This window comes from Hyphococcus sp., from assembly GCF_965267305.1.
Taxonomy (GTDB): Bacteria; Pseudomonadota; Alphaproteobacteria; order Caulobacterales; family Parvularculaceae; genus Hyphococcus.
Genome location: NZ_OZ253945.1, coordinates 3343120 through 3366045 on the forward strand (window position 1 = coordinate 3343120; position 22926 = coordinate 3366045).

The 22926-nt window shown below is 60.4% G+C and carries 20 protein-coding genes; 7 read left to right on the forward strand and 13 right to left on the reverse strand.

Translation table 11 applies throughout. The annotated features are described in order from the left end of the window. Position 1: 1 nt before the first annotated feature. A complete protein-coding gene (locus ACQY5P_RS16160) occupies positions 2-1606 on the reverse strand; it encodes a carboxyl transferase domain-containing protein (protein ID WP_428407900.1) in 1605 nt (534 codons plus the stop codon). Between the two features lie 192 nt (positions 1607-1798). Between ACQY5P_RS16160 and ACQY5P_RS16165 the strand changes: the two genes are divergently transcribed. The 3 genes from ACQY5P_RS16165 to ACQY5P_RS16175 all read left to right on the forward strand — a co-directional run bounded on the left by ACQY5P_RS16165 (position 1799) and on the right by ACQY5P_RS16175 (position 4613). Beyond that, a complete protein-coding gene (locus ACQY5P_RS16165) occupies positions 1799-2971 on the forward strand; it encodes an isovaleryl-CoA dehydrogenase (protein WP_428407901.1) in 1173 nt (390 codons plus the stop codon). Positions 2972-2977: 6 nt separating this feature from the next. Further along, the gene (locus tag ACQY5P_RS16170) at positions 2978-3703 is read left to right on the forward strand and encodes a FadR/GntR family transcriptional regulator (protein WP_428407902.1); all 726 of its coding nucleotides are present in this window, start codon (positions 2978-2980) and stop codon (positions 3701-3703) included. 70 nt (positions 3704-3773) lie between these two features. Next, positions 3774-4613 (forward strand): TauD/TfdA dioxygenase family protein, encoded by an 840-nt coding sequence (locus tag ACQY5P_RS16175; RefSeq protein ID WP_428407903.1) that lies wholly within the window; start codon positions 3774-3776, stop codon positions 4611-4613. On the opposite strand, the gene ACQY5P_RS16180 is transcribed toward ACQY5P_RS16175, so the two are convergent. The 12 genes from ACQY5P_RS16180 to ACQY5P_RS16235 form a co-directional block, all read right to left on the reverse strand. Next, positions 4610-5203, reverse strand: a complete 594-nt coding sequence (locus ACQY5P_RS16180; protein ID WP_428407904.1) for a DUF998 domain-containing protein — start codon at positions 5201-5203, stop codon at positions 4610-4612. The genes ACQY5P_RS16175 and ACQY5P_RS16180 overlap by 4 nt on opposite strands. A 32-nt stretch (positions 5204-5235) precedes the next feature. Beyond that, entirely contained in the window at positions 5236-5664 is a 429-nt protein-coding gene (locus ACQY5P_RS16185) for an acyl-CoA thioesterase (RefSeq protein WP_428407905.1), read from the reverse strand. After that, a complete protein-coding gene (locus ACQY5P_RS16190) occupies positions 5661-6089 on the reverse strand; it encodes a DUF3052 family protein (protein WP_428407906.1) in 429 nt (142 codons plus the stop codon). The genes ACQY5P_RS16185 and ACQY5P_RS16190 overlap by 4 nt, the downstream gene beginning before the upstream one ends. Beyond that, positions 6089-7234 (reverse strand): iron-containing alcohol dehydrogenase, encoded by a 1146-nt coding sequence (locus ACQY5P_RS16195; RefSeq protein WP_428407907.1) that lies wholly within the window; start codon positions 7232-7234, stop codon positions 6089-6091. Before ACQY5P_RS16195 ends, ACQY5P_RS16190 begins: the two co-directional genes overlap by 1 nt. A gap of 17 nt (positions 7235-7251) precedes the next feature. Continuing rightward, positions 7252-7542: a DUF7660 family protein gene (locus ACQY5P_RS16200; RefSeq protein WP_428407908.1), complete on the reverse strand. Its 291-nt coding sequence runs from the start codon at positions 7540-7542 to the stop codon at positions 7252-7254. A gap of 46 nt (positions 7543-7588) precedes the next feature. Beyond that, positions 7589-9343, reverse strand: a complete 1755-nt coding sequence (locus ACQY5P_RS16205; protein ID WP_428407909.1) for an N-acyl-D-amino-acid deacylase family protein — start codon at positions 9341-9343, stop codon at positions 7589-7591. After that, the gene (locus ACQY5P_RS16210; protein WP_428407911.1) at positions 9340-10266 is read right to left on the reverse strand and encodes a bile acid:sodium symporter family protein; all 927 of its coding nucleotides are present in this window, start codon (positions 10264-10266) and stop codon (positions 9340-9342) included. The genes ACQY5P_RS16205 and ACQY5P_RS16210 overlap by 4 nt, the downstream gene beginning before the upstream one ends. An 86-nt stretch (positions 10267-10352) precedes the next feature. After that, positions 10353-10835, reverse strand: coding sequence for a DUF3429 domain-containing protein (locus ACQY5P_RS16215; RefSeq protein WP_428407912.1), 483 nt, complete (start codon positions 10833-10835; stop codon positions 10353-10355). A 49-nt stretch (positions 10836-10884) separates the two neighbouring features. After that, positions 10885-11628: a TIGR02186 family protein gene (locus tag ACQY5P_RS16220; RefSeq protein ID WP_428407913.1), complete on the reverse strand. Its 744-nt coding sequence runs from the start codon at positions 11626-11628 to the stop codon at positions 10885-10887. Continuing rightward, complete coding sequence (locus ACQY5P_RS16225) at positions 11625-12542, reverse strand: sulfite exporter TauE/SafE family protein (RefSeq protein ID WP_428407914.1); 918 nt, start codon at positions 12540-12542, stop codon at positions 11625-11627. The genes ACQY5P_RS16220 and ACQY5P_RS16225 overlap by 4 nt, the downstream gene beginning before the upstream one ends. A 115-nt stretch (positions 12543-12657) precedes the next feature. Beyond that, entirely contained in the window at positions 12658-15516 is a 2859-nt protein-coding gene (locus tag ACQY5P_RS16230; protein WP_428407915.1) for a hypothetical protein, read from the reverse strand. A gap of 228 nt (positions 15517-15744) precedes the next feature. Further along, positions 15745-17820, reverse strand: a complete 2076-nt coding sequence (locus tag ACQY5P_RS16235; RefSeq protein WP_428407916.1) for a response regulator — start codon at positions 17818-17820, stop codon at positions 15745-15747. Positions 17821-18096: 276 nt separating this feature from the next. Between ACQY5P_RS16235 and ACQY5P_RS16240 the strand changes: the two genes are divergently transcribed. The 4 genes from ACQY5P_RS16240 (at position 18097) to ACQY5P_RS16255 (ending at position 22923) form a co-directional block, all read left to right on the forward strand. Further along, positions 18097-19881, forward strand: coding sequence for an acyl-CoA dehydrogenase C-terminal domain-containing protein (locus ACQY5P_RS16240; protein ID WP_428407917.1), 1785 nt, complete (start codon positions 18097-18099; stop codon positions 19879-19881). Between the two features lie 8 nt (positions 19882-19889). After that, the gene (locus ACQY5P_RS16245; protein WP_428407918.1) at positions 19890-20483 is read left to right on the forward strand and encodes an HAD family hydrolase; all 594 of its coding nucleotides are present in this window, start codon (positions 19890-19892) and stop codon (positions 20481-20483) included. Between the two features lie 221 nt (positions 20484-20704). Then, on the forward strand, positions 20705-20896 hold the full coding sequence (locus ACQY5P_RS16250; RefSeq protein ID WP_428407919.1) for a hypothetical protein: 192 nt from the start codon (positions 20705-20707) through the stop codon (positions 20894-20896). Between the two features lie 161 nt (positions 20897-21057). Then, positions 21058-22923: a DUF885 domain-containing protein gene (locus tag ACQY5P_RS16255; RefSeq protein ID WP_428407920.1), complete on the forward strand. Its 1866-nt coding sequence runs from the start codon at positions 21058-21060 to the stop codon at positions 22921-22923. Positions 22924-22926 lie beyond the last annotated feature (3 nt).

Consider the following 22926-nt stretch of genomic DNA (forward strand, 5'->3'; position numbering starts at 1 on the left):
CTCACATCCTGAACACGCCAAAGCGCGTTTCCTCGACGGGCGCATTCAAAGACGCCGAGAGACACAAGCCTAACACATCTCGTGTTTGCGCCGGGTCAATGATCCCGTCATCCCAGAGTCGCGCGGAGGAGTAATAGGGCGAGCCCTGTTCTTCATAGCCGGCGCGGATCTTGTTTTTGAACTCCGCTTCTTCTTTCTCGCTCCAGGTTTCTCCTTCGCGAAGTCCGTCGCGCTTGACGGTGGCGAGAACGCTCGCCGCCTGTTCGCCGCCCATGACGGAGATGCGCGCATTCGGCCACATGAACATGAAGCGCGGTCCGTAGGCGCGCCCGCACATGCCGTAATTGCCAGCGCCGTAACTGCCGCCCACGACGACGGTGAATTTCGGCACGGCGGCGGTCGCGACGGCGGTGACGAGCTTCGCGCCGTCTTTCGCAATGCCGCCTTCTTCCGCCGCGCGCCCCACCATGAAGCCCGTGATGTTCTGCAAAAACACCAGCGGAACTTTCCGCTGACAGCAAAGCTCGATGAAATGCGCGCCCTTCTTGGCGCTTTCTGAAAAGAGGATGCCGTTGTTCGCCAGAATGCCGACCGGAAAGCCGTGCAGCCGCGCAAAGCCAGTAACCAGTGTTGAGCCGTAAAGCGGCTTGAATTCGTCGAAGTCGGAGCCATCCACAAGGCGCGCGATGATCTCGCGCGCGTCGTAGGGTTTGCGGGCGTCGGTCTCGACCACGCCGTAGAGCTCTTCCGTCGGGTAAGCGGGCGGGCGGGGATCGGCCATGACGACCTCGCCAAGCTTCACCCAGTTGAGGCGGGAAACGATCTGACGGGCGATCCCGAGCGCATGATCGTCATCTTCGGCGAGATGGTCTGCGACGCCGGAAATCCGCGTATGGGTATCGCCGCCACCAAGGTCTTCGGCGGAAACCACTTCGCCGGTCGCGGCTTTGACAAGCGGCGGGCCGCCGAGGAAAATCGTGCCCTGTTTCTTGACGATCACGGCCTCGTCCGACATCGCCGGCACATAGGCGCCGCCGGCGGTGCAGGACCCGTGCACGATGGCAATCTGCGGGATGCCCTTCGACGACATTTGCGCCTGATTGAAGAAGATGCGGCCGAAATCGTCCTTGTCCGGAAAGACTTCATCCTGCATGGGCAGGAACGCGCCGCCGCTTTCGACGAGGTAAATGCAGGGCAAACGGTTTTCGAGCGCGATCTCCTGCGCGCGCAAATGCTTCTTCACCGTCATCGGGTGGTAGGTGCCGCCTTTCACCGTCGGGTCGTTAGCGACGATCATACACTCGCCCCCATTGATGCGGCCGATCCCGGCGATGATCCCGGCGCTCATCACATCGCCTGAATACATCTCCCAGGCGGCGAATTGGCCGATCTCGAGAAAGGGCGATCCCAGATCAAGAAGTCGGTTTACGCGTTCGCGGGCGAGCAGCTTGCCTCGCGCCTTGTGGCGTTCGGCGTAGCGGGCGCCGCCGCCCTCGGCCACGCGATCCATATTGGCGCGCAGTTCGGCGACCAGCGCCCGCATGGCCTTGTCATTGGCCGCAAACCCTTCCGAACGCGGGTCGATTTTCGACTGTATGACCGCCATTGGCCTCTCTGGGTCCTCCCTGTTGTTAATGCCTCCGCCGGATCAGCCTTTCAGGGGCAGTAGCGGAGAGCAAATTCTTTCTTTCCGGCCTTTTATCATGGGTTGTCCGACAATCGCAAGATATGATAGTAGGAGGGGAGTCAAGAATTCATAACCGGCCCGGACTAAGCGGGCCGGCGGAGGAGACATCCCATGGCCCGCCTGAACAGCCTTGCCTTCAATTTCGGCCTCGACCCGGAAATCGAAGAAATGCGCGACATGATCGCCCGCTGGGTCGATGACCGGCTGGCGCCGCGCGCCGCGGAGATCGATGAGAAGAACGAGTTCCCGCGCGACCTCTGGCCTGAGTTGGGAGAGCTCGGTCTCCTCGGCATCACCGCCGACCCGGATTTCGGCGGAACCGGGCTCGGTTATCTCGCACATTGCGTCGCCATGGAGGAAATCTCCCGCGGCTCCGGTTCGGTCGGTCTTTCCTATGGCGCGCACTCCAATCTCTGCGTCAACCAGATCAGTCTCAATGCATCGAAGGAACAGAAAGAGCGGTACCTGCCGAAACTGATTTCCGGCGAACATCTGGGCGCGCTCGCCATGTCGGAGCCGGGCGCCGGTTCTGATGTTGTCTCCATGAAATTGAAAGCCGAGAAAAAGGGCGACCGTTACATCCTCAACGGCAACAAAATGTGGATCACCAACGGCCCGACCGGCGATGTGATCGTCGTTTACGCCAAGACCGATCCGGAAAAAGGCTCGCGCGGCATTTCGGCGTTTATCGTTGAGAAAGGCTTCAAGGGTTTTTCAACGGCGCAGAAGCTCGACAAGCTCGGCATGCGCGGTTCCGATACGGGCGAGCTTGTCTTCGAAGACTGCGAAGTGCCGGCGGAAAACCTCATCGGGTCCGAAGGCGATGGGGTCCGCATTTTGATGAGCGGGCTCGATTACGAGCGCACGGTCTTGTCGGCGGGTTCGCTCGGCATCATGCAGGCCTGCATGGATGTGGTCGTCCCTTACATCCACGACCGCAAGCAGTTCGGCAAATCCATCGGCGAGTTCCAACTGGTGCAGGGCAAGGTCGCCGACATGTACACGACCATGAATGCCTGCAAGGCGTATGTTTACGCCGTCGCCAAAGCGTGCGACCGCGGCGAGACCACGCGCCAGGACGCGGCGGGCTGCATCCTTTACGCGGCGGAAAAAGCCACGCAGGTGGCGCTCGATGCTATCCAGCTTCTCGGCGGCAATGGCTATATCAATGAATATCCCACCGGCCGCTTGCTACGCGATGCGAAGCTTTATGAAATCGGGGCGGGCACTAGCGAGATCCGCCGTATGCTGATCGGCCGGGAAATCTTTCAAAAGAGTGCGTAAAACCTCATGAGCAGCCACAAGTTCAAGACGCTCGACCGCGAGCCGGTCTATGTGAAGGTGAGCCGCGCCATCGAGGAGGAGATCGTCTCTGGCGCGCTGCCCGAAGGCGCGCTGTTGCCGACGGAAGGCGAGCTTTGCGAACAGTTCGGCGTGACGCGGTCGTCCGTGCGCGAAGGCATCCGTCTCCTCGAACAGTCAGGCCTTGTGGAGCGCGGGCCTGCAAAACGGCTCGTCGTGCGTGCGCCGAAAATTTCGGAAATCGCCGCAACGGCAAGCCGGAGCCTTGCCCATGGTGGCGCAACGTTCCGCGAGGTTTGGGAGACGCTGGCGCTGTTTTATCCGCAGGCCGCGCGGCTTGCCGCGACGCGCCTCGCGCCGGACGCCCTCAGCGATCTTAAAAAGATCAACCAGCGTCTGCGCGACAGCACCAATGGCGATGTGACGGTCGACAGCGCGGTGGCGTTTTTCCAGGCGATCGCCGCCGGTCTCGATAACCGGGTGATGCTGGCGATGCTGCAATCGCTCAACATCATGATCGGCGCCAGCCTCGCACACGTCATAGGCGAGACGCCGCGCGCGAAGAAGCGCATTGAGGAGGCGCAGCGCGAAATCATCGCCGCGCTCGAAGCGGACGACGAAGACAAGGCGGCGGAGTGGATGAGCCGGCATATCGACGATCTGATGCGCGGCTATCAGGTGGCGAAAGCCGATCTCGACGCGCGCATTCTTTAGCAGCTCGCGCGCTTTTCCTTCGCCTCTCCTCACTTTATGATCATGCCTCGCAACCGGCGAGGCTGTTTCCATGAAAGTCACCCCGACGGGGGAACCCTGCGGCGCCCATGTCACTGGCGTCGATCTCACCAACCGGCTGGCTGACACCCTTGTTGCGGATATCCGCGCCGCATGGCTCGAACATCATGTGCTCGCCTTTTCCGATCAGGCGATGAGCGACGATGATCTCGAACGTTTCACGCTTTATTTCGGCCCTTTCGGCGACGACCCGTTCATTGCGCCGATCCCGGGGCGCAAGCACATCATCGCCGTTAAACGCGACGCAGACGAAACCTCGCCCATCTTCGCCGAGAGCTGGCACACGGACTGGAGCTTTCAGGAAAAGCCGCCGGCGGGCACCTGCCTTTTCGCAATCACCATTCCGCCTCATGGCGGCGACACCTATTACGCGAACCAGCATCTGGCGCTTGAGCGCATGCCGGACGCGTTGCGCAAAAACCTAGAAGGCAAAATCGCCATTCACTCCGCGCGCATCCCTTATGCGAAAGGCGGGCTCTATGGCGACGAAGACCGCAAAACGCGCTTCATGGATATCCGGGCGTCGGATGACGCGCTGACAGCGGAATGCCGCCACCCGATCATCGCAAAACATCCCGAAACCGGCCGGGAAGGGATCTATGGCTGCATCGGCTACATCACTGGTTTCGCCGACATGGAGCCGAACGCCTCAATGGCGCTGCTCGCCGAACTCTATCAATGGCAGACGCGCGAGGAATTCGTCTACAGGCACAAATGGAAGCCGGGCATGCTTGTCATGTGGGACAACCGTTCGGTGCTTCATCGGGCGACCGGCGGCTATGAAGGTCATGCGCGGCTCTTGCACCGCACGACTGTCGGGGCGCGTGTCTAGCCGCTCTTTTGCTTTATCAGCAGCGCCGCTGCAAACATCCAGAAGAACTGGGTAAAATCGACGGATCGCTGCGCCAGCCCCCTGATATGCGCCGCTTCTGGCGAGGCCATGGTAACAAACCCGATTAAACACGCCGCTGCGGTTAGGAAGCTCAGCGAGGCAAGCAGTTTGTTGTGGCTCAGGGATGCAAGGCCAATACAGGCAAGCGCCGGCGGCGTCGCCAAATATCCGATGACGCCCAGAAGATTGTGCATTGCCTGCGAGCCGGAGCCCTCCATAGGACACCCTGCATCGCAGTGGAAAATGCTCGCGCCAAGATAGGAGACGCTGTTTCCCAGAAGCAAGAACGCACCTGCGAGCAGAAGGCCGTTTTTGGGCGACCGCGCATAAAGCATTGTCGCCGCCAGCGCCCAGAGAATGCCGACCGGCAGGAAACCGCCGTAATTCATGATCGCGGCATGGGGCGCGCCGGAGGCGCCAAGTTCGCTGAGGTAGCTGCTGGCAGGGTCGTATTCGGCCCACAGGATTCCCAGAGCACTGGGAAGCAAGACGCCGCAAAGAATGAGCAGCACACTGGCGGCAATATGCAAGGACCGCATGCTTATCCCCCTAATGGAAGCGATCATAAAGTGATGCGGACCAATGCGTTGTGCAAGGTTTCCGGCAAGGATGCGGGCCGCCGCGTCCTCCGATCGACATACACATGAATGAAATGGCCCTCGGCGGCGGGGGCGTCTTCGTCTTGTTTGAAAATCGCCAGTTCGTAGCGCACCGATGAATTGCCGATCTTCGCGACGCGCAGCGCGCCGTCGAGCTTTTGCGGAAACTCCAACGGCGCGAAATATTTGCACCCTGTTTCAACGACGAGCCCGATGACTTCGCCGTGATGGATATCGAGAGCGCCTTCGCTGATGAGATATTCATTCACGATGGTGTCGAAATAGCCGTAATAGGCGACATTGTTCACATGGCCGTAAATGTCGTTGTCCGCCCAGCGTGTTTGCAGCGGCAGGATATGTTTGTAATCGGCGCGCGTCGTTGTGGCTTTCATGCCTTCCTGTCCTTCACCGGGATCACGAGTTTGAGGCCGGACCATGTTTCGTCAATGGCGCAGACTTTAACATCCACAAGGCCAATCTTCAGCGCAAGGTTGCGTACTGTATCCTCCGTGACAGTCGAGGGAACGCCGGAGGATTTTTTTGGCCAGGAGACCCAGATCATCCCGTCCTCATTCAGCGTTTTCTTAATCGCGGGGAGGGCGGCTTTCAGCGCTGTTTCGCTCGCCGTGAAAAAATGCGCGTAATCGTAGGGGCCGCCGGAAATGCCTCGAGGCGTTTTTGCGGCTTTGACGCGGCTCCAGTTTTTAAAACCGGAAAGTCCTTTGATCTCGTTGGGGACCGCGATGAGGAGCGCCGCCTGTCCGTCCTTTACGCCGAGCTTTTTGAGGAGCGGCGTGCCGGAATAGCCGGCCGTCATCAAAGCACTTCCGTATAAAGCGCCAGCGCGTCGTCATAGGTGACCGGGCGCGGATTGTTTTTCATCAGGCGTTCAATCTTTGCGGCGTCCTCGGCGAGTTTCGGCAGGACATTGTGCGAGACGCCCACTTCGGAAAGGCGGCTCTTGACGCCGGTGGCGGCGCAGATTTCCGTCATCTTCGCAACGAAGCTTTCCGCCCGCGTTGCAAAATCGCCAGTGTCATTGGCGCCGATGACATCGCCAAGCTCGGCGTAGAGCGGCGCGGCGGCGGGAATGTTGAAGTTGAGGACCGGCGCCAGCATCAGCGAATTCGCAAGTCCGTGCGGCACATGGAAATGAACGCCGAGGGGATAGGCCATGGCGTGCACGGCGGCGCAGGGCGCATTGGCGAAGGCTTGCCCCGCGAGCATGGCGCCGAGCAGCATCGCCTCTCGCGCCTCAATGTCGTCGGGCGTATCGCAGGCGCGCTGGATGTTTGCGGACAAAAGCTTCAGCGCCTTCGTCGCCAGCGCGTCGGAGACCGGGTTCTTTTTAAGCTTGGTCGTATAAGCCTCAATAGCGTGGACCATGGCGTCGATGCCGGTGGCGCTTGTCACATGGCGCGGCTTCGACAGGGTCAGCGATGCGTCGAGGACGGCGAGGTCGGCGTAAAGCTGCGGGCCGAGGACGCCCATTTTCTGGTCGTCTTCGGTGGTGATGACCGAGATATTGGTGACTTCCGAGCCGGTGCCCGCCGTCGTCGGCAGCAACGCCAACGGAACGCGCGCGCCCTTTACCTGATCGATGCCGTATATCTCTTCGAGCGTCTGCGATGAGTTGATAAGGCAGGCGATGACTTTCGCCGTATCCATGGAGGAGCCGCCACCGAACCCGATGACGCCGTCTGCTTTGTGCGCGCGCGCCGCCTCTATCGCGCCTTTCACCACCTTCACTGGCGGATCGGCCTCAACGCCGTCAAAGAGCGCGTAATCGAGGCCCGCCTTCTCAAGGCTCTTCAAAGCGCCGTCGATCAGTCCGGCGCCCACGACGCCCTTGTCGGTGACGACGAAGGGCCGCGTCATGCGAGACTTGACGATCTCGCCGAGGCGCGCCGCAGCGCCAGTTTCGAAAATGATGTTGGGGACGGTATCGAAGGTGAAGTTCATGAAGCTGAGTTTTCCGTTTATTCGTAGAGTTTCCCTGCGAGAATTATCTCGGCCGCACGATGCCAAGGATTGTCCGACTTGTTAGCCTTTCCTTGCGTAAGACAACTTTCGCCATAAGCTGAGGCGGCTTCCAAGAAAGCGCCAATTGAACCATTTTCCCACCCAAGCGCCCCAGCGTCGTAGGGTGGCGACGGAGACCGTTTCTCGATCTCCTCATGTTTGTACCAATCGTCAGATAAAGCCGCTAGGAACTGAACAAATGTATGTTCATCATATACGGAGTCGACGAGGTCTTCTGGCGCGGTCATTTTCTGATTACGTCCACCTTAAATAATTTGAATTCTACGCCAGTTGTCACCCAAACCGCACCAGCCGTCCCGGCCGCGCTTTCGTTACTTCGTCATTGGCGATCACCTGCTCGCCTTTGACAAAAGTCGCGCGGTAGCCGGAGACAGGTTGAAGCAGGCGCTGGCCGCCGGCGGGAAGGTCTTTCACCATCCGCGGCGGGCCCAGCGCCAATTTCTCGTGATCGATGATGTTGATGTCGGCGCGCATGCCGACTTTGAGGCGCCCGCGATCTTTAAGGCCGAGATAATCCGCGCCGTCGGCGGTGAGCATCTGGATCGCGCGCTGGAGCGGAATTTTGCCGTGATCGCGGTCGCGGCACCAATGCGTCAGCAGATACGTCGGAAAGCTTGCGTCGCAGATGGTGCCCACATGGGCGCCGCCATCGGAAAGGCCGGGCAGCGCCTTCGGATGGGTCAGCATGGCGTGAACATTGTCGTAGTTGAACTCGGTGTAGTTATAGATCGGGAAATAGATGAGCTGTTTCCCGTCGAGCTCCAGCAGCGTGTCGTAAAGTTTTTCCATGGCCGAAACGCCTTCGCGCCGCGCCTCGGCGCCGAGCGACGCGTCCATGGGCTGTTCGTAATCGGGGTTTTCGCCGAGGCGGAAAAACTTGTTCGCCACAAGTTCAATCGCCGCGATCATGGTGTCGGCGATGGGCGGAACTGAAGAGCCGGGCCCGGCGAGCTTCACCGGCGTTTCAGCAAGACATTTCTTTTTGAAATCCTGATCGCGCATGATCGCGACGCGCTCTTCCAGCGGCTTGTCCTTGATGGCGATATAGCTCGGCTGCGCCATGATCGGGTGGAAGGTGCATTGCAGCCCCTGAAAGACGCCGATGGCGCGCGGCGCCACCTGCACGTTGAAATCGACACCTTCCGCGTTGAGACGATCGGTCTCGTCGAGAATGCGTTTCCAGTCGTTCGACTTCATATCCCGCTGCATGAGGGAGATGGAGGCCGGTTTGCCGTTCCCGGCGCGCACGAAACTTTCAACGATCTTGAACTCGTCGTGGAATTGGTCTCCCTCGCGCTCGAGGTTGAAGTCGTTGACGATCTGAAGAACGCCGTGATCGAGCCCGGCAAGCGCGCCCGCAAGCGCCGTCAGTTCTTTTTCGCTCGCCTCGGCGCTTGGCGTCCACTCGCCGTCGGCGGTACGATGCACATCGGTGCGGCCGATGGAAAAGCCAGCGGCGCCCGCCTCCATCGCTTCGCGCACGATACGCTGCATTTCTGCGATGTCCTCGTCGGTCGCCTGTTCATGCGCGCTGGCGCGTTCGCCCATGGCATAAACGCGCACTGGATCGTGGCCGATCATGACCCCGAAATCGATGGTGTGCGGCATGGCGTCGATGGCGTCCATGTATTCGGGAAAACTTTCCCAGTCCCAGGTCAGCCCTTCATGTAGCGCGGTGCCGGGAATGTCCTCAACGCCTTCCATCAGGCGCACGAGCCGGTCGCGGTCGGTTTTTTTCACCGGCGCGAAGCCGACGCCGCAATTGCCCATGATGATGGTGGTGACGCCGTGATTGACCGAGGGCTTCAGTTCCTGATCCCAGGAAATCTGACCGTCATAATGGGTGTGCAAGTCGATAAAGCCCGGCGTGACAATGGCGCCGCCGGCGTCGATCACCTGCCTCGCGTCGCCTGAACAGGCGCCGATCTCCGCGATTTTGCCGTCCTTTACGCCGATATTGGTGCGAAGGGGGTCGCCGCCGTCGCCGTCATAAATAAGGCCCCCGGTGATTTTGAAATCGAAAGTCATGTGCGTTTCCTATTGGCCTTTTGGGAGTCGAGTGTTCTGTAGAGGAGGATCATAGCGCCCCCGGAAAAGAAGTGCCAAACGCCCCATACAGCGGCGATGGCCGCCGCGCCGCCAAGGCCTTTCAGCTGAGCGAGAAGGAGAACGATGGCGAGGCCCGCGTTCTGGATGCCGACCTCGAAGGCGAGGGTGCGCCGCCGCGGAACCGACGCGCCGAGGAGGCGCCCCGCGCCCGCCCCGAGCGCAAAGGCTGCGCCGTTATGCAGCGCCACTGGTATGAGAATGAGCGACCAGGCGGGGAGCAGCGCGCCGGTCAGCCGGATGAAACCGTCGATAATGACGATAGCGAGAATCCCCGCGCCGAAAAGCGCAAGAGGCTTGCGGATTTTGTCCGCTGCCGCCGGAAAATAATGAGCCCCCAGCATCCCAAGGGTCAACGGCGCCGCGAGCATCACCGTCGTCTGGATGACAAAGGAGAGGCGGTTGAAATTGATCGTATTGAGCAATTCGGCTGTGGGCGGGTAGAGCGCCGACCAGAACAGGATCGCCGCCGGGGTCCAGAGCGCGGCGACGACGCTCGACCCGGCCGTGAGCGACACGGAATAGGCGGTGTCGCCGCGCGCGCTCCAGGTCATGAAATTCGAAACATTGCCGCCGGGGCAGGCCGCGACGACGATCATGCCGAGCGCGATGGAGGGATGTGGGGCGAGGGCCGTGACGAGGAGAAGCGTCATCAGCGGCAGGCCGATCAGTTGCGCGGCGAGCCCGCCCCAGAACAGCTTCGGATCGGATTTCAGAAACGAAAAATGTTCAGGCTTGAGTCCAAGAGCGATGGCGAAAATCATGATGATGATCGCCGCGGACAAGAGCCCTTGCGACAAGGGCGAAAGAGCGATCGTCAGTAGATCGAGTGAGTCGGGAGTCATGAAGGGCCCAAGCGCTTTCCCGAAAAGTGGATGCCGGTTCTTCGGTTAGAGTGAGGCGAGAAGCGCCGAACGCGACAACAAAGAATCTAATAATAACCCCAAAGCAGGAGTCTGCTCATAATTAAAAGCAGTGAAAGACAGGCCCAGAATGTGAGGCGCAGCCTCAGGGCGCCGTACCATTTAGGAAAAACGCCGGCGTTCGCAGCGGCGAGGTCGCGCACCAGAAGATAGCCCAGCAACACGATAAGCACCAAATGGCGCCATGCGTCGCCGAGATAAAAAACGCTGTCGGGAATGATCGCGGCGAATCCTGCGAGCGTAATCAGCTGGCTAGGCAAAAACGACTCCCGCAATTTCTGTTCCGGATTCAACGTCGCGCCTGCGCCGGCGCCGGCGAGATAGGCGACGATGACGGCGCCATAGACCAGCGCAATCTGGTGAAAGTTGAGGGCGATATGCTGCGGGACGATGGCGGGGCTCAACCAAAGGGCCGCAGCCGAAAAGACGAAAGGCGCAAGGCCGTAAAGCCCCAACTGCGTCATTTCCGTTTTTTGCCGGTTGCTCGCCATCGCGGCCCCTCCCATACGCTGCACCGGCGGTGAGGATAGACCAAAAATCCTATTTGCGGAATGCAAGGCTCGCGGCCCAGCCGGCGAGGAGCGACAACGTCACACAGAAAATGCCGTAAGACACGGGGCGCTGATGCGCGAAATCGTGGATGCGGCGCTCGAGCCCCACACGATTGACCGCGAGCGCCGTCTGGTCGGCGCCGATGAGTTCGCCATTGCGGAAGAGGTAGACGGCGACGTCATATTCGCCCACCGGCGTGTTAGCGGGGAGGCGCGCATTGATGGTGAAAAGCGCGCCCTTTTTGAACTCAATACTGCCCACATGGTTGCGATAGAGGCCAAGCTCCTCAGCCTCGCTCAGAAATGCGCTGCGATAGAGGCCCATATCTCCATCGGGCATCGAGGCGTGCGCGCCGACTGCGATGTCGAGATACTCCGCATCAAGACGATACTGGTCCTGTAAGGGTAGGGGTGCGATGTCACCAACGGGCCGGGTTGCATAGGTGAGATAAAGTCCCGGCGCATTGTCGATGAAGTGGGCGGGACCGGGCGTCCAGATCAGGTTGTTCTTTTCCATTTGGCGGACTTCGAACCGCGCTTCAGGCCCCTTGATGACGGAAATGATGTCCACTGTGGCAAGGTCTTCAAGTCCTGTGACCGCGCCGAAGAGGGTCAAGCGCGCGCCCGCGAAGCCAGTGTCGACCTCGACCTCATCGTCGGTGAGGGCGACCTCGATTTCCGCCGCGGCCGCCGGCGCTGTCATCAAGAAGAAAGCGAGGAGGCGTCCGATCATGGCGCGCCGTCCACAATGAAAAGAGAGGCTGGCGGCAAGGTGAGGCCGATCAGAATCCGCGCGCATACCCCCAGCACTAGAAGCGCCAAGAGTGCGCGCAAATGTTCGGCCTTCAGTCTGACGCCCGCGCGCACCCCGAGCTGCGCGCCGATGACGCCGCCGCTGAGAAGAAGCAGCGCGAGCGCAATGTCCACCGTCTGGTTCGCGGCGGCATGCAGCACGGTCGTGATGGCGGTGACGAAAATGATCTGAAAGAGGGATGTGCCCACGACGACATTGGTGGGCATGTTGAGAATGTAAAGCATCGCCGGCACCATGATGAAGCCGCCGCCGACGCCGAGCATCGAGGCGAGAAGTCCGATCAGAAAACCGAGCACGATGGGTGCGATTGGGCTGATGTAAAGGGCGGAAGCCCGGAACCGCATGGCGAAAGGCAGCGCCGCCAGCCAGGCGGGGCTGCGGCGTTTGCGGGCGTGTTTTCGCTTCTCTTCCGGAGAGCGCAGCAGGGTGCGGATGCTCTCCCACAACATCAGCGTTCCGATGGCGCCGAGAAAAACCACATAAGAAACGGAGATCAGCGTATCGACCTGGCCTGTCTCAATAAGCCTTCGGAATAGCAGGACACCGATCACTGAACCGACTGCGCCGCCGGCGACGAGAAAGCCGCCCATCTGAAAGTCGACGGTCTTGCGCTTTAAGTGAGCGGCGACGCCCGACACGGAGGAGGCGACGATCTGCGAGGCTTCGGTGCCCACGGCGACCGCTGGCGGAATGCCGTAAAAGATGAGGAGCGGTGTCATCAGGAATCCGCCGCCGACGCCGAACATGCCGGACAGGAAACCGACCGCCGCGCCCATGGTGATGATCACAAACGGGTCGACTGGCATCTCCGCAATGGGGAGATAAAGCTGCATGGAAGGCCGGCGACCCCCTCAAAAACGCGTCGCTAATAGGTAGATGACTGCGCTGGGTTATAAGCGCGGCCGCAGGCCGGAAACAAGCGAAGGCGTCTGGCGCTCAGTGTTCTTTTTAACCTGAGTGAGCGTTGAGATTGGCGGTCTCGTCCGCCGGCGTCGCCGTCCATGCGGCAACGTCCTCGTCGATCCCGGCGCGGGTTTCCGGCGAGAGCGCGACGCCGACGCCGGCGGCGAGCGGCTGGGCCTGTTCGTCGCCATTACGCGCGGCGAGCGAATACCAGTAATAGGCCTTCGCCGCATCCTGCACGGAGGACACGGCGTCTTCGCTAGGATGATAGATCGCGCCGAGATTGTACTGCGAATCTACAAGGCCGAAATTCGCGGCCTGTTCGAACCAGGCGATAGCTTCCTGGCTGTCGGCGGGGCCGCCGTCGCCGCGAGCGGTCATGACGCCGATGCGGTGCATGGCGAGCACATTGCCGCCATTGGCGGCGCGGCGGAACCAGACTCGCGCCTGGCCGAGATCCTGTTCGACCCCCTGGCCGGTCTTGTAGAGTTCGCCCAGCTGAAGCTGCGCGGGCGGATAGCCAAGCGCGGCTGCGTCCTGCAATTTTGCGATGGCGGCCTTGGCGCCGGTTTCGCTCGTAGCTGCAGCGAGCGCATCCATGCTCTCAACGTAGAGCGCTTGCGGATCGATGGCGGGCGCCGCGGGAACGCTCGGAAGGTTGGCTTCCGGGGCCGGCGCCGTTTGGGCCGGCGTGACGGTTCTTTCAACCGCCGTGATCGCGCCCTGGGTTTCTGAACCCGATTTAAAGACGAAATCCTTCACGAGATAGACGAGCGCGGCGATCGCGAGGAGTACTGCGACGCCGAGCGCAATGGTAAGCGGCTTCGCCGAGGTCGTTGATTTAAGGGTTTCAAGTGCGGCGCGGTCGCCATTGCGGCGGCGGCTTTCCGCTTCGTCGTCATAAGACGCCGCCGCGGTTTGCGCAGGTACGTCAGCGTCTTCTTCTCGGACGTCTTTCTTGCGGCTGATGCGCGCCTTGGCGGCGGCAAGGGCCGCAGTGATCTTGCTGAAGCGTCCCTGCGGGCTTTCCTCTTCCAGCTCTTCGCCGTCATGCAAGCTGAAGGCGTCCGGGGCTTCGGCTTTATGGGCGGAATGCCCGGCTTCCTCCGCCAGTTCTTCTTCGGCGGGTTCGGCGGCTTCCTCTGCGGCGCGTTTTTGACGCGCGCGGGCTGCGAGAATAGCCCGCTGCTTCGCCGTCAGCTGGCTGCGGCGCGGACGCCCGTTTTCCGGGTCGGCTTCGGCGCCGCGGGCTGCGGCTTCGCGGGCGCGCTGGCGCGCGGCTTTCAGCATGTCTTCTTTTGTTGCGGGCGCGGCGGTTTCTTCGTCCGGCTCGTCCGTTTCGATGGCCATTGCAGAGGCGAGCGACGCCGTATTCGGCGCCTGTTTGTCGTCCTCTTCGTCTTCGGCGATGGAAACGTCTTCGTCCTCCTCGTCGCTGTCCTGGGCGAGACCTTCGCCGGTGAGGGCGCTTCTGACTTCAGCGAGAAGCGCTTCCGCTTCGTTCATGTTCTCGTCAGTGTCATCATCGCCGTCGGCGCTGACCGTGATGTCTTCGTCGCCAGTCTCTTGGACATCGCCTTGCGCATCGTCATCGATCTGGAAGCTGAAATCTTCGACAGCCTCGCCATCGGCGCCGTCATCCGTCTCTGCGGCGAGCGCTTCGGTTTCATCGGCGGCGCCGGCGCCGGTCTCGTCCGTCTCATCGGAGAAAGCGAAGGGGTCTTCTTCGGCGCCTCCGCCTTCCGCTTCCATGGCGTCGACGGCTTCCTCGATCTCATCGACGACATCGTCGAAATCGTCGCTGGAAAAAGGCGGGATTGCCTCGGCCGCTTTAGTCTTAACGGGCGCGGGCGCGACGGCGAGTGCGGCTGGGGCTCCTGAGGAGGGGGGCGTCGGTTGAGCCGTTGCGCGGCCGAGCTCCTCAAAACGCGCCTGCATGTCCTCGAGCGAGCGCTCCAGCGCTTCGAGTTTGCCTTCGGTTTCGGAGCGTACTGCGGCGAGCATCGCTTCAACATCGGGGCCGTTGTCATTTTCGACTGCAAGCTGGGTGCGCACTTCCGCGATGGTTTCAGCGACCTTCTGAACGCCGTCAGCGCTGCGCTTTTCGGCTGCCTCGATCTGGCCGGAGAGCTTGGCGATCGTGCCTTCAAGCGCGCGAATCTGGTCTCCGCCGCGCTTGATCTCATCGCCCAAAACGCGCAAACGCGCGCCGGTGCGCTCGACGAATTCCGGATCGGAGGAATCCGCCGCTTCGGTTTTAAGGGCGGCGGCTTCTTGCGCGATCTGCTCGGCCTTTGTGACGCGCTGGGCGAGGTTTTCGATGGCGGATTTCAGGGAGCCGAGTTCGGCCGGCTCGCCCGCGCCATCGCCGACCCGGTCGATGCGCGCCGCGAATTCCTGAAGCTGAGCTTCGGCGGAATCGAGACGGGTGATCGTCGTGCGCTGGGCGTTGTTGAACTGGATTGCGACCTGCGCGACCGCTTTTTCGAGCGCTTTCAGGGCTTCGATACGGCCCCGGTCCCCCCCGGCGCGTTCAAGCTTTTCAACGCGCTGAACCACATCCTGATAGGAGCCTTCAGCGGGTTTGACGCGCTCAAGGCGCTGCACGCGCTCGACAAAGCCGCCCATATTGCGGGTGAGCTCGGCGACGACAGCGGCGTTTTTCGATTCTGCGTCGACAACGCGATTCCGTAAATGCTCAATAGCGGTGACGATGTCGCGAAGGCGCAAGCCTTCGACTTCGGCATCGGAAAGCGCATTCGGACCGCCGCCTTCAGCTTGACTGTAAATCATCTGGTTCAGCCACTCGCCCACCGTCATGCCTTCGCGCCGCGCGGCTTCTTTAGCGGTCTCGCGCGCGTCGCGCTCAATGCCTTTGACGCTCCAGGGCGCGTTCGATTTCATGGCTGTCCACCGTCATTCGCTGGGGCGATCTCCCCTCCCACCCGGCCGGAAAGGCGCGAAGTCCCCGCGCGCCAGTTTCAAGCCGAACAGGTCACCGTTAAGCTGCTTCGCGGAACGCGCAAAGCCTTAAAGGGACAGGAAAAACCACCGATTATTAATGAAACGTTAACGCTGATTCGCGCCGCGTGAGGGCGTCAAACGGCCGACAGGGGAAAATATCCCGGGCGCTCAGGCCGCGGCTTCGGCGGCTACCCGCATCCAATGGTCCAGACGCTCCTTGAGGCGCGCCGGGGAGATCGGCTTGGAAATGTAATCGTCCATCCCGGCGGCAAGGCATTTTTCCTTATCGTCTTTGAGGGCGTGGGCGGTGAGGGCGATGATCGGCGTATACAGGCCGGTTTCCTCTTCGGATTCGCGAATCGCCTTCGCCGCTTCGAAGCCGTTCATCTCCGGCATGGAGATGTCCATCAAAATGACGGAAGGCTGATGCTCTGCGTAGAGCGCCAGCGCCTCGCGGCCATTATAGGCGATTTTAAAGCTGACCCCCGCTTCTCTGAGGATGTGGGTAATAACAAGGCGGTTCACTTCATTGTCTTCGGCAACGAGGATGTCGAGGCCGCCAGAGATTTGCGGCGCCGGGTCGGACTTTATGGGGCCTTCGGGCGCCGAGTCAGCTGATTTCCGTTCAGCTTTAGGCGTTTGCGCTTCGGGCTCCTGCGTCACTTTGGCGCCGGCCTTTTCCTGAAGCACGCGCACCACGGTTTCGAAAAGGCGAGAAGCGCGGGCAGGCTTTGTCAGATGCGCATTGACGCCCAGCGACATGAACCCTGCGCCGCCGGTCGCCTCATCGACCGATGTCAGCATGACGATCGGCAGGTCTTTGAGCGCCGGGTCGGCCCGCACGATCATGGCGAGGTCGGCGCCGGTCATGCCCGGCATGTGGTGGTCGAGGATGATGAGGTCTGGCGGGCCGGCCTGTTTGTCTCTCAAGGCGACGAGGCCTTCCTGTGCGCTCTTGTAAAGAGCGCAGTCGAAGCCCCAGCTGGCAAGCTGCTCTTTGAGAATCTCGCGGTTGACGGCGTTGTCATCGATCACCGCGACGCGAGCGCCGGAAAGATCGACGGGGGCGAGCGCCGGCTTTTCTTCGTCCTCGTGGACCGGCAAGGTGATCGAGAACCAGAAGGTCGAGCCTTCACCCTGTTTGCTGGTGACGCCGATCTCGCCGCCCATGAGATGCACCAACGAAGCGGAAATAGCGAGGCCGAGCCCGGTGCCTTCGTGCCGCCGCGTCGCCGAGTCATCGACCTGGCTGAACTTGTCGAAAATGGTCGCGCATTTTTCTTCGGGGATGCCGATTCCGGTGTCTTCGATCCGGAAGGTGAGCTTGTAGCCGCCTTCCGACGGCTCGCCGGAAAGGTCGGCTAGAATATGGCCTTCATCGGTGAACTTTGCGGCATTGCCCATGAGATTGGTGATGATCTGGCGCAAGCGGCCAGCATCGCCGACGAACATGGCGGGCAAATCCGGCTGAACACGAACGGCGAGCTCGAGGTCTTTTTCTAACACGCGCGATGAAATCAGAAGCGCTACATCCTCGATCGCCTCGGCGATGGAGAACGGCGCAGGATGCAGCTTCAATTGGCCTGCATCGATTTTGGAGAAGTCTAGAATGTCATTGATGATGGTGAGCAGCGCCTCGCCCGACTTCAGAATCGTCGATGCATATGTCGATTGCGTTTCGTCCAGCGTCGTAGAACACAACAGTTCCGCCATGCCCATGACACCGTTCATGGGGGTGCGGATTTCATGGCTCATATTCGCCAGGAACGCCGCTTTCGCTTTCTCCGCCGCTTCAGCCTTGCGTTGAGCGTTTTTCAGAACCGAGATGTCGGAATAAGTGACGATGATGGCGCCGTCGCCATACTCGATTGCCTCGATCAGAAAGTGACGGTCTTCGCCGACGTTCCAAGAGATGCGGAATTTGCCCCGGTCGCGGATCTGCCGCAGAGTTTCCGCTTTCATGGTTTCGACTTGCGGCGCATCGGCGGCGGCATGCCTCGCAAGCAGCGCCTTCAGCATGACGCTCCAAGGCGTGCCGGCGGCGGTGACGCCTTCCGGGAGATCATAAAACTCCGCAAGCTGCCGGTTGCAGAACAGCAGTTTGTCGTCTTTGACGATATAGAACATCTGGGGCATGGCGTGCACGGCATTCACGAGCATCTCATGCTCATGGATGAGCGCCGCGACAGCGTCGCGGTCGCCAAGAAGGCGGTCGATATCAGCCTGCCGCTGCGTAGTCATCATCGGCATTCCCTGGACGCTTTCTCCCCGGCACGGTCTTCGCCGTTTCGTCCGGGGATAAGTATGCTTAGGCAATCCTTTACGGAGGGTAACGGCGGGCCCGATGTGCGGCCGCTGCGCAGGACCCTTGAAGGCCGCGGGCTTGAAACCTTAATAAAGTCTTGCATGGAGCCCGGCGCTGCCTTTCGGGGATGAATTTTCCTCCCGTTGCGGGCAATATGCGACGCAAAACCGGCCACGACCGCTCCCGGAGCCAGAGCCTAGACCCAAGGATGAAAAATGACGACTTATAATGCGCCCCTCAAAGACATGCAGTTTGTCCTCAACGAGGTGCTGCAGATTTCAAAATATTCAAACCTTCCCGGCTTTTCGGAAGCCAGCGAGGATGTCGTTGAAGCGATTTTGGAGGAAGGCGCGAAACTGGCCTCCAATGTTCTCCACCCCATCAACCACTCTGGCGACAAGGAAGGCTGCACCCGTCATGAAGACGGCTCGGTGACGACGCCGAAAGGCTTCAAGGAAGCCTATGAGCTTTACAAGCAAGGCGGCTGGCAGGGACTGTCCTTCGATCCGGAATATGGCGGGCAGGGGCTGCCCTATATTCTCGCCGTCGCCGTCTCGGAAATGGTGTCCGCGGCGAACATGGCGTTCGGCATGTATCCGGGCCTCGCCCGCGGCGCGGCGGATGCGATTTATCACCACGGCACGGACGAGCAGAAACAGAAATACCTGCCCAACATGATCGCCGGCGAATGGGGCGGCACCATGAACCTAACAGAGCCCCATTGCGGCACGGACCTTGGCCTGTTGCGCACCAAAGCGGTTCCGCAAGGCGACGGCTCCTACAAGATCACCGGCACCAAAATTTTCATCTCCGCCGGCGAGCACGATCTCACCGACCAGATCATCCATCTCGTGCTGGCGCGCATCGAAGGCGCGCCGGAAGGCGTTAAAGGCATCTCGCTTTTCATCGTCCCGAAATATCTCATCAACGAGGACGGCTCGCTGGGAGAGCGCAACGGCGTCATGTGCGGCTCCATTGAGGAGAAGATGGGCATTCACGCCAACTCGACCTGCGTTCTGAATTACGACGACGCTGTCGGCTATCTGCTTGGCGAGGAGAATAAAGGCCTTCGCGCCATGTTTACGATGATGAACGAAGCGCGCCTCGGCGTCGGCCTGCAGGGCATGGCGATTTCCGAAGTCTCCTATCAGAACGGCGCGGCCTATGCGAAGGACCGTTTGCAGGGGCGCGCGCTTACCGGCGCGGCCGAGCCCGACAAACCGGCCGATCCGATCATCGTGCATCCCGATGTGCGCCGCATGCTGATGGACCACAAAGCCTTCACCGAAGGCGCGCGGGCGTGGATGTACTGGTCGGCGCTGTGGGGCGATCTGCACACCAAGGCCGAAGACGAAGGCACCCGTCAGAAGGCGGACGATTATATGGGCCTCATGACGCCTGTCCTCAAATCCTATCTCACTGAAAAAGGCTACTGGCACGCTACGAATGCGCAGCAGGTGCTGGGCGGCCACGGCTATATTCAGGAATGGGGCATGGAGCAGTTCGTGCGCGATGCGCGCATCGCCATGATCTATGAGGGCGCCAACGGCATTCAGGCGCTCGATCTCGTGGGCCGCAAGCTTCCCAAGGATGGCGGCCGCGCGGTCATGACCTTTTTCGCCGAGATCGACGAGTTCGTGAAAGACAATGCCGATAATGCGGAGTTGAAGCCGTTTCTCGACGGCCTCGCTTCGGCGAAGGCGGATCTCACCGAGGCGACTCAGTGGTTCATGGCGAACGCCATGCAGAACCCCAACAACGCCGGCGCAAGCTCCATGGATTATCTGTGCCTTACGGCGCTTACCTGCCTCGCTCACGCCTGGGCGATGTCGGCCAAGGCCGCACTCGAGAAGAAAGACTCGGGCGATGATTTTTACAAAAACAAACTCGTCACCGGGAAATATTTTCTCGACCGCATCCTGCCGGAGAAATCGGCGCATCTCGCCAAGATCAAATCCGGATCGGAAACGATGATGGCGCTCCCGGCGGAGGCGTTTTAAGCGTTTCCATGCAAACGCTTCTGTTCGATCTCGGCGGGGTGGTGGTGGATTACCGCGGCCCCGAACGCCTTGCGGCGCTGACAAAAGGCCGGATGTCGCTCGATGACGCTCATGAGGCGCTTTCTTCCTCGGAAAATCTTCATGCCTTCGAGCGCGGCGAGATTTCGCCGGAGGATTTTGCCAGCGCCGTGGTGACGGAATGGCGTCTCGATGTGACGCCGGAATTTTTCATCGCCGATTTCGAGACATGGCCGGAGCGTTTCCTTCCAGGCGCGGCCGAGTTAATTAAAGGTCTCGCAGGACAGTATCGCCTGGCCTGTCTTTCGAACATCAACATTCTGCACTGGCGGCGCTGCGAGGCGCTTGATCTGCCGCGACTATTTGAGACGCATTTTCTCTCTCACGAAATGGGCGCGCGAAAACCGGAGCCGAAAATTTATCTAGAAGTGATCGAAGGTCTTGGCGTGCAACCCGGCGACATCATTTTCTTCGATGACTCAACGGCGAATATCCGTGCGGCGCAGAAAAATGGATTGAAAGCATTTCATGTCAGTCATGATGAAGGCATTGCCGCAGCGATAATGCGCGCGGGCCTTCTTTGATGGCGCCGTTCGCTAACCGATATTTCATGCAGCGCAGCATTGCAGTTTAAGGACTTGTTAACCGGCCAACGGCACGACATTGCATCAAGCGGGGGGCGGCTTCTCGATCCGCCTGGCTGATTTACTTTCTGTTTACGAAAACTTCAGGAGGCGGACGGAACAGGTCTCAATGGAGCGCTGTTGCGAAGCTGTTATCCCTGTAATCTCGTATGGAGAAGGTAATGCGTAAACCCACCTATAATTTCGAAGTCTTTGGCGATGACGGAAAAATTCTCCGCCGCTGCTCGCAGTCTTGCCACAATCTTGGCGCGCAGGAGCGGACCTTCGATCTGTTGCGGTCGACGCCGGGCGCTGTCGCGGTTTTCGGTTTTGAAAAGCGCGGCCGTCATGTGCATTCGGCCTATCGCGACTGAGACTTCTGTAGCAGCCGCAAGGGCGTCATTATGATGCGCGCTTACTGAGCCTCTTTTTCCATCGTTTCGGCGCGCGGTGATTGCCGCTCCCGCCGAAACCTATAGGATGCGCCGGATTTTCGGGCGCTTTCCGCCCGGGGCAATGGAAAAAGGGGCGCCAGATGCGTTTTGCAATTGCGTTATTGATGAGTACGGCGATGCTCGCCGGCTGCGGCGAGCGGGATGCGGCCGTAAAAGAACCGGCGGGAGTGGAAACCGCCGCCGCGCCGAGTGCGGAAGAAATCGAATCCGAGACCGCGCGGCTCAATCAGTGGTTCGATGAAAAATTCGAGGAACAGCTCGATTTCAGCCCGATGCAGCGGACGTTTCTCGGCGATAAGACAGACTACGACAAGATCGACGACCTCTCCGAAGAGGCGCAGGATGAACAGCTCGAATGGCAGCGCCAGTCGGTTGAGGAGCTGAAAGCGAATTTCGATCGCGCGAAGCTGACGCCGGAAGCGCAGACCTCTTACGACATCTGGATCTATCAGTATGAACGCGCGGCCTCCGCCGCGAAGTTCCGCCGCAATGATTATGTCTTCACCCAGATGCAGGGCCCGCAGGCTTTCCTTGCGCAGTTCCTGATCGCGTTCCACAAGATCGACGATCTTTCCGATATGGAAGCCTATATCACGCGGATCGGCGAGGGGGCCCGCGCGCTGGGCCAGCTTCTCGACACCGCGCAAATGAACGCAGAGGCCGGCTCGCGCCCGCCGCTCTTCGCCTATGAAGGCGTGCTTGAACAATCCCGCGCGCTCATCACTGGAGCGCCTTTTGAAGGCGAAGGCGACAGCCCGGTCTGGGCCGATGCGAAGGCCAAGATCGATGCGCTGGTCGAAGCCGGCGAGATCGACCAGGCGAAAGCCGATGAGTTGAAAGAGGCTGCGCGCACGGCGCTAATCGAACATTGGGGCCCGGCCTATCAGGAGCTCATCGACTGGTTCGAGGAGGACAAGGCGAACGCCGATGAAATCGCGACCGGCGTCGGCAAAAACCCCAATGGCGCCGCCTATTACGCCAACCGCCTCGAAACCTCGACCACAACCAAGATGACTCCGGAGGAAGTGCATCAACTCGGCCTTTCCGAGGTGGCGCGCATCAAGGCCGAGATGGAGGCAATCAAGGAGCAGGTCGGCTTTGAGGGAACGCTTCAGGAGTTTTTTGTCTTCGTGCGCGATGATCCGCAATTCTATTATCCGAACACGGATGAGGGGCGACAGGCCTATATCGACGCTGCGACGGAGCATCTCGACTTTATTGATGCAAAGCTCCCCGACTATTTTGGCATCTTGCCGAAAGCCGATCTCGTCGTGAAACGGGTTGAGCCGTTCCGCGAGCAACCGGGCGCCGCGCAGCATTATTTCCCGGGAACGCCGGACGGTTCGCGGCCCGGGGTTTATTACGCGCATCTTTCCGACATGAGCATGATGCCGATCCCGCAACTGGAAGTGATCGCCTATCATGAAGGCAATCCCGGCCACCACATGCAGATTTCCATCGCGCAGGAGCTCACCAGCGTGCCGAAATTCCGCACGCAGGCGGGGTTCACCGCCTATCAGGAAGGCTGGGGGCTTTATTCCGAGCTGCTGGCGAAAGAGATGGGCGCCTATGAGGATCCCTATTCCGACTTCGGGCGCCTGACGACGGAAATCTGGCGCGCCATCCGCCTCGTTCTCGACACCGGCTTTCACTACAAAGGCTGGACTGAGGAAGAGGGCGTCGCGTATTTCATGGAGAACTCGCCCGCGGCCGAAGGGCAGATCCGCTCCGAAGTGCAGCGCTATATCGTCTGGCCGGGCCAGGCGACGGCTTATAAAGTCGGCATGCTGAAGATTCTGGAGCTGCGCGAAGACGCAAAAGCCGAGCTTGGCGACAAGTTCGACATCAGAGGCTTCCACGACACGGTGCTGGGCGGCGGCGCGCTGCCTCTCGATATTCTCGAACGCCGCGTCGACGAATGGGTCGCAACCCAGAAGGCGAACTAGGCT

What these genes read in the sequence shown, in the direction of transcription:
- ACQY5P_RS16160 (WP_428407900.1), bottom strand. Translation starts at nt 1,606, where the DNA reads ATGGCGGTCATACAGTCGAAAATCGACCCGCGTTCGGAAGGGTTTGCG.
- ACQY5P_RS16165 (WP_428407901.1), top strand. Translation starts at nt 1,799, where the DNA reads ATGGCCCGCCTGAACAGCCTTGCCTTCAATTTCGGCCTCGACCCGGAA.
- ACQY5P_RS16170 (WP_428407902.1), top strand. Translation starts at nt 2,978, where the DNA reads ATGAGCAGCCACAAGTTCAAGACGCTCGACCGCGAGCCGGTCTATGTG.
- ACQY5P_RS16175 (WP_428407903.1), top strand. Translation starts at nt 3,774, where the DNA reads ATGAAAGTCACCCCGACGGGGGAACCCTGCGGCGCCCATGTCACTGGC.
- ACQY5P_RS16185 (WP_428407905.1), bottom strand. Translation starts at nt 5,664, where the DNA reads ATGAAAGCCACAACGACGCGCGCCGATTACAAACATATCCTGCCGCTG.
- ACQY5P_RS16190 (WP_428407906.1), bottom strand. Translation starts at nt 6,089, where the DNA reads ATGACGGCCGGCTATTCCGGCACGCCGCTCCTCAAAAAGCTCGGCGTA.
- ACQY5P_RS16195 (WP_428407907.1), bottom strand. Translation starts at nt 7,234, where the DNA reads ATGAACTTCACCTTCGATACCGTCCCCAACATCATTTTCGAAACTGGC.
- ACQY5P_RS16200 (WP_428407908.1), bottom strand. Translation starts at nt 7,542, where the DNA reads ATGACCGCGCCAGAAGACCTCGTCGACTCCGTATATGATGAACATACA.
- ACQY5P_RS16205 (WP_428407909.1), bottom strand. Translation starts at nt 9,343, where the DNA reads ATGACTTTCGATTTCAAAATCACCGGGGGCCTTATTTATGACGGCGAC.
- ACQY5P_RS16210 (WP_428407911.1), bottom strand. Translation starts at nt 10,266, where the DNA reads ATGACTCCCGACTCACTCGATCTACTGACGATCGCTCTTTCGCCCTTG.
- ACQY5P_RS16215 (WP_428407912.1), bottom strand. Translation starts at nt 10,835, where the DNA reads ATGGCGAGCAACCGGCAAAAAACGGAAATGACGCAGTTGGGGCTTTAC.
- ACQY5P_RS16220 (WP_428407913.1), bottom strand. Translation starts at nt 11,628, where the DNA reads ATGATCGGACGCCTCCTCGCTTTCTTCTTGATGACAGCGCCGGCGGCC.
- ACQY5P_RS16225 (WP_428407914.1), bottom strand. Translation starts at nt 12,542, where the DNA reads ATGCAGCTTTATCTCCCCATTGCGGAGATGCCAGTCGACCCGTTTGTG.
- ACQY5P_RS16230 (WP_428407915.1), bottom strand. Translation starts at nt 15,516, where the DNA reads ATGAAATCGAACGCGCCCTGGAGCGTCAAAGGCATTGAGCGCGACGCG.
- ACQY5P_RS16235 (WP_428407916.1), bottom strand. Translation starts at nt 17,820, where the DNA reads ATGATGACTACGCAGCGGCAGGCTGATATCGACCGCCTTCTTGGCGAC.
- ACQY5P_RS16240 (WP_428407917.1), top strand. Translation starts at nt 18,097, where the DNA reads ATGACGACTTATAATGCGCCCCTCAAAGACATGCAGTTTGTCCTCAAC.
- ACQY5P_RS16245 (WP_428407918.1), top strand. Translation starts at nt 19,890, where the DNA reads ATGCAAACGCTTCTGTTCGATCTCGGCGGGGTGGTGGTGGATTACCGC.
- ACQY5P_RS16250 (WP_428407919.1), top strand. Translation starts at nt 20,705, where the DNA reads ATGCGTAAACCCACCTATAATTTCGAAGTCTTTGGCGATGACGGAAAA.
- ACQY5P_RS16255 (WP_428407920.1), top strand. Translation starts at nt 21,058, where the DNA reads ATGCGTTTTGCAATTGCGTTATTGATGAGTACGGCGATGCTCGCCGGC.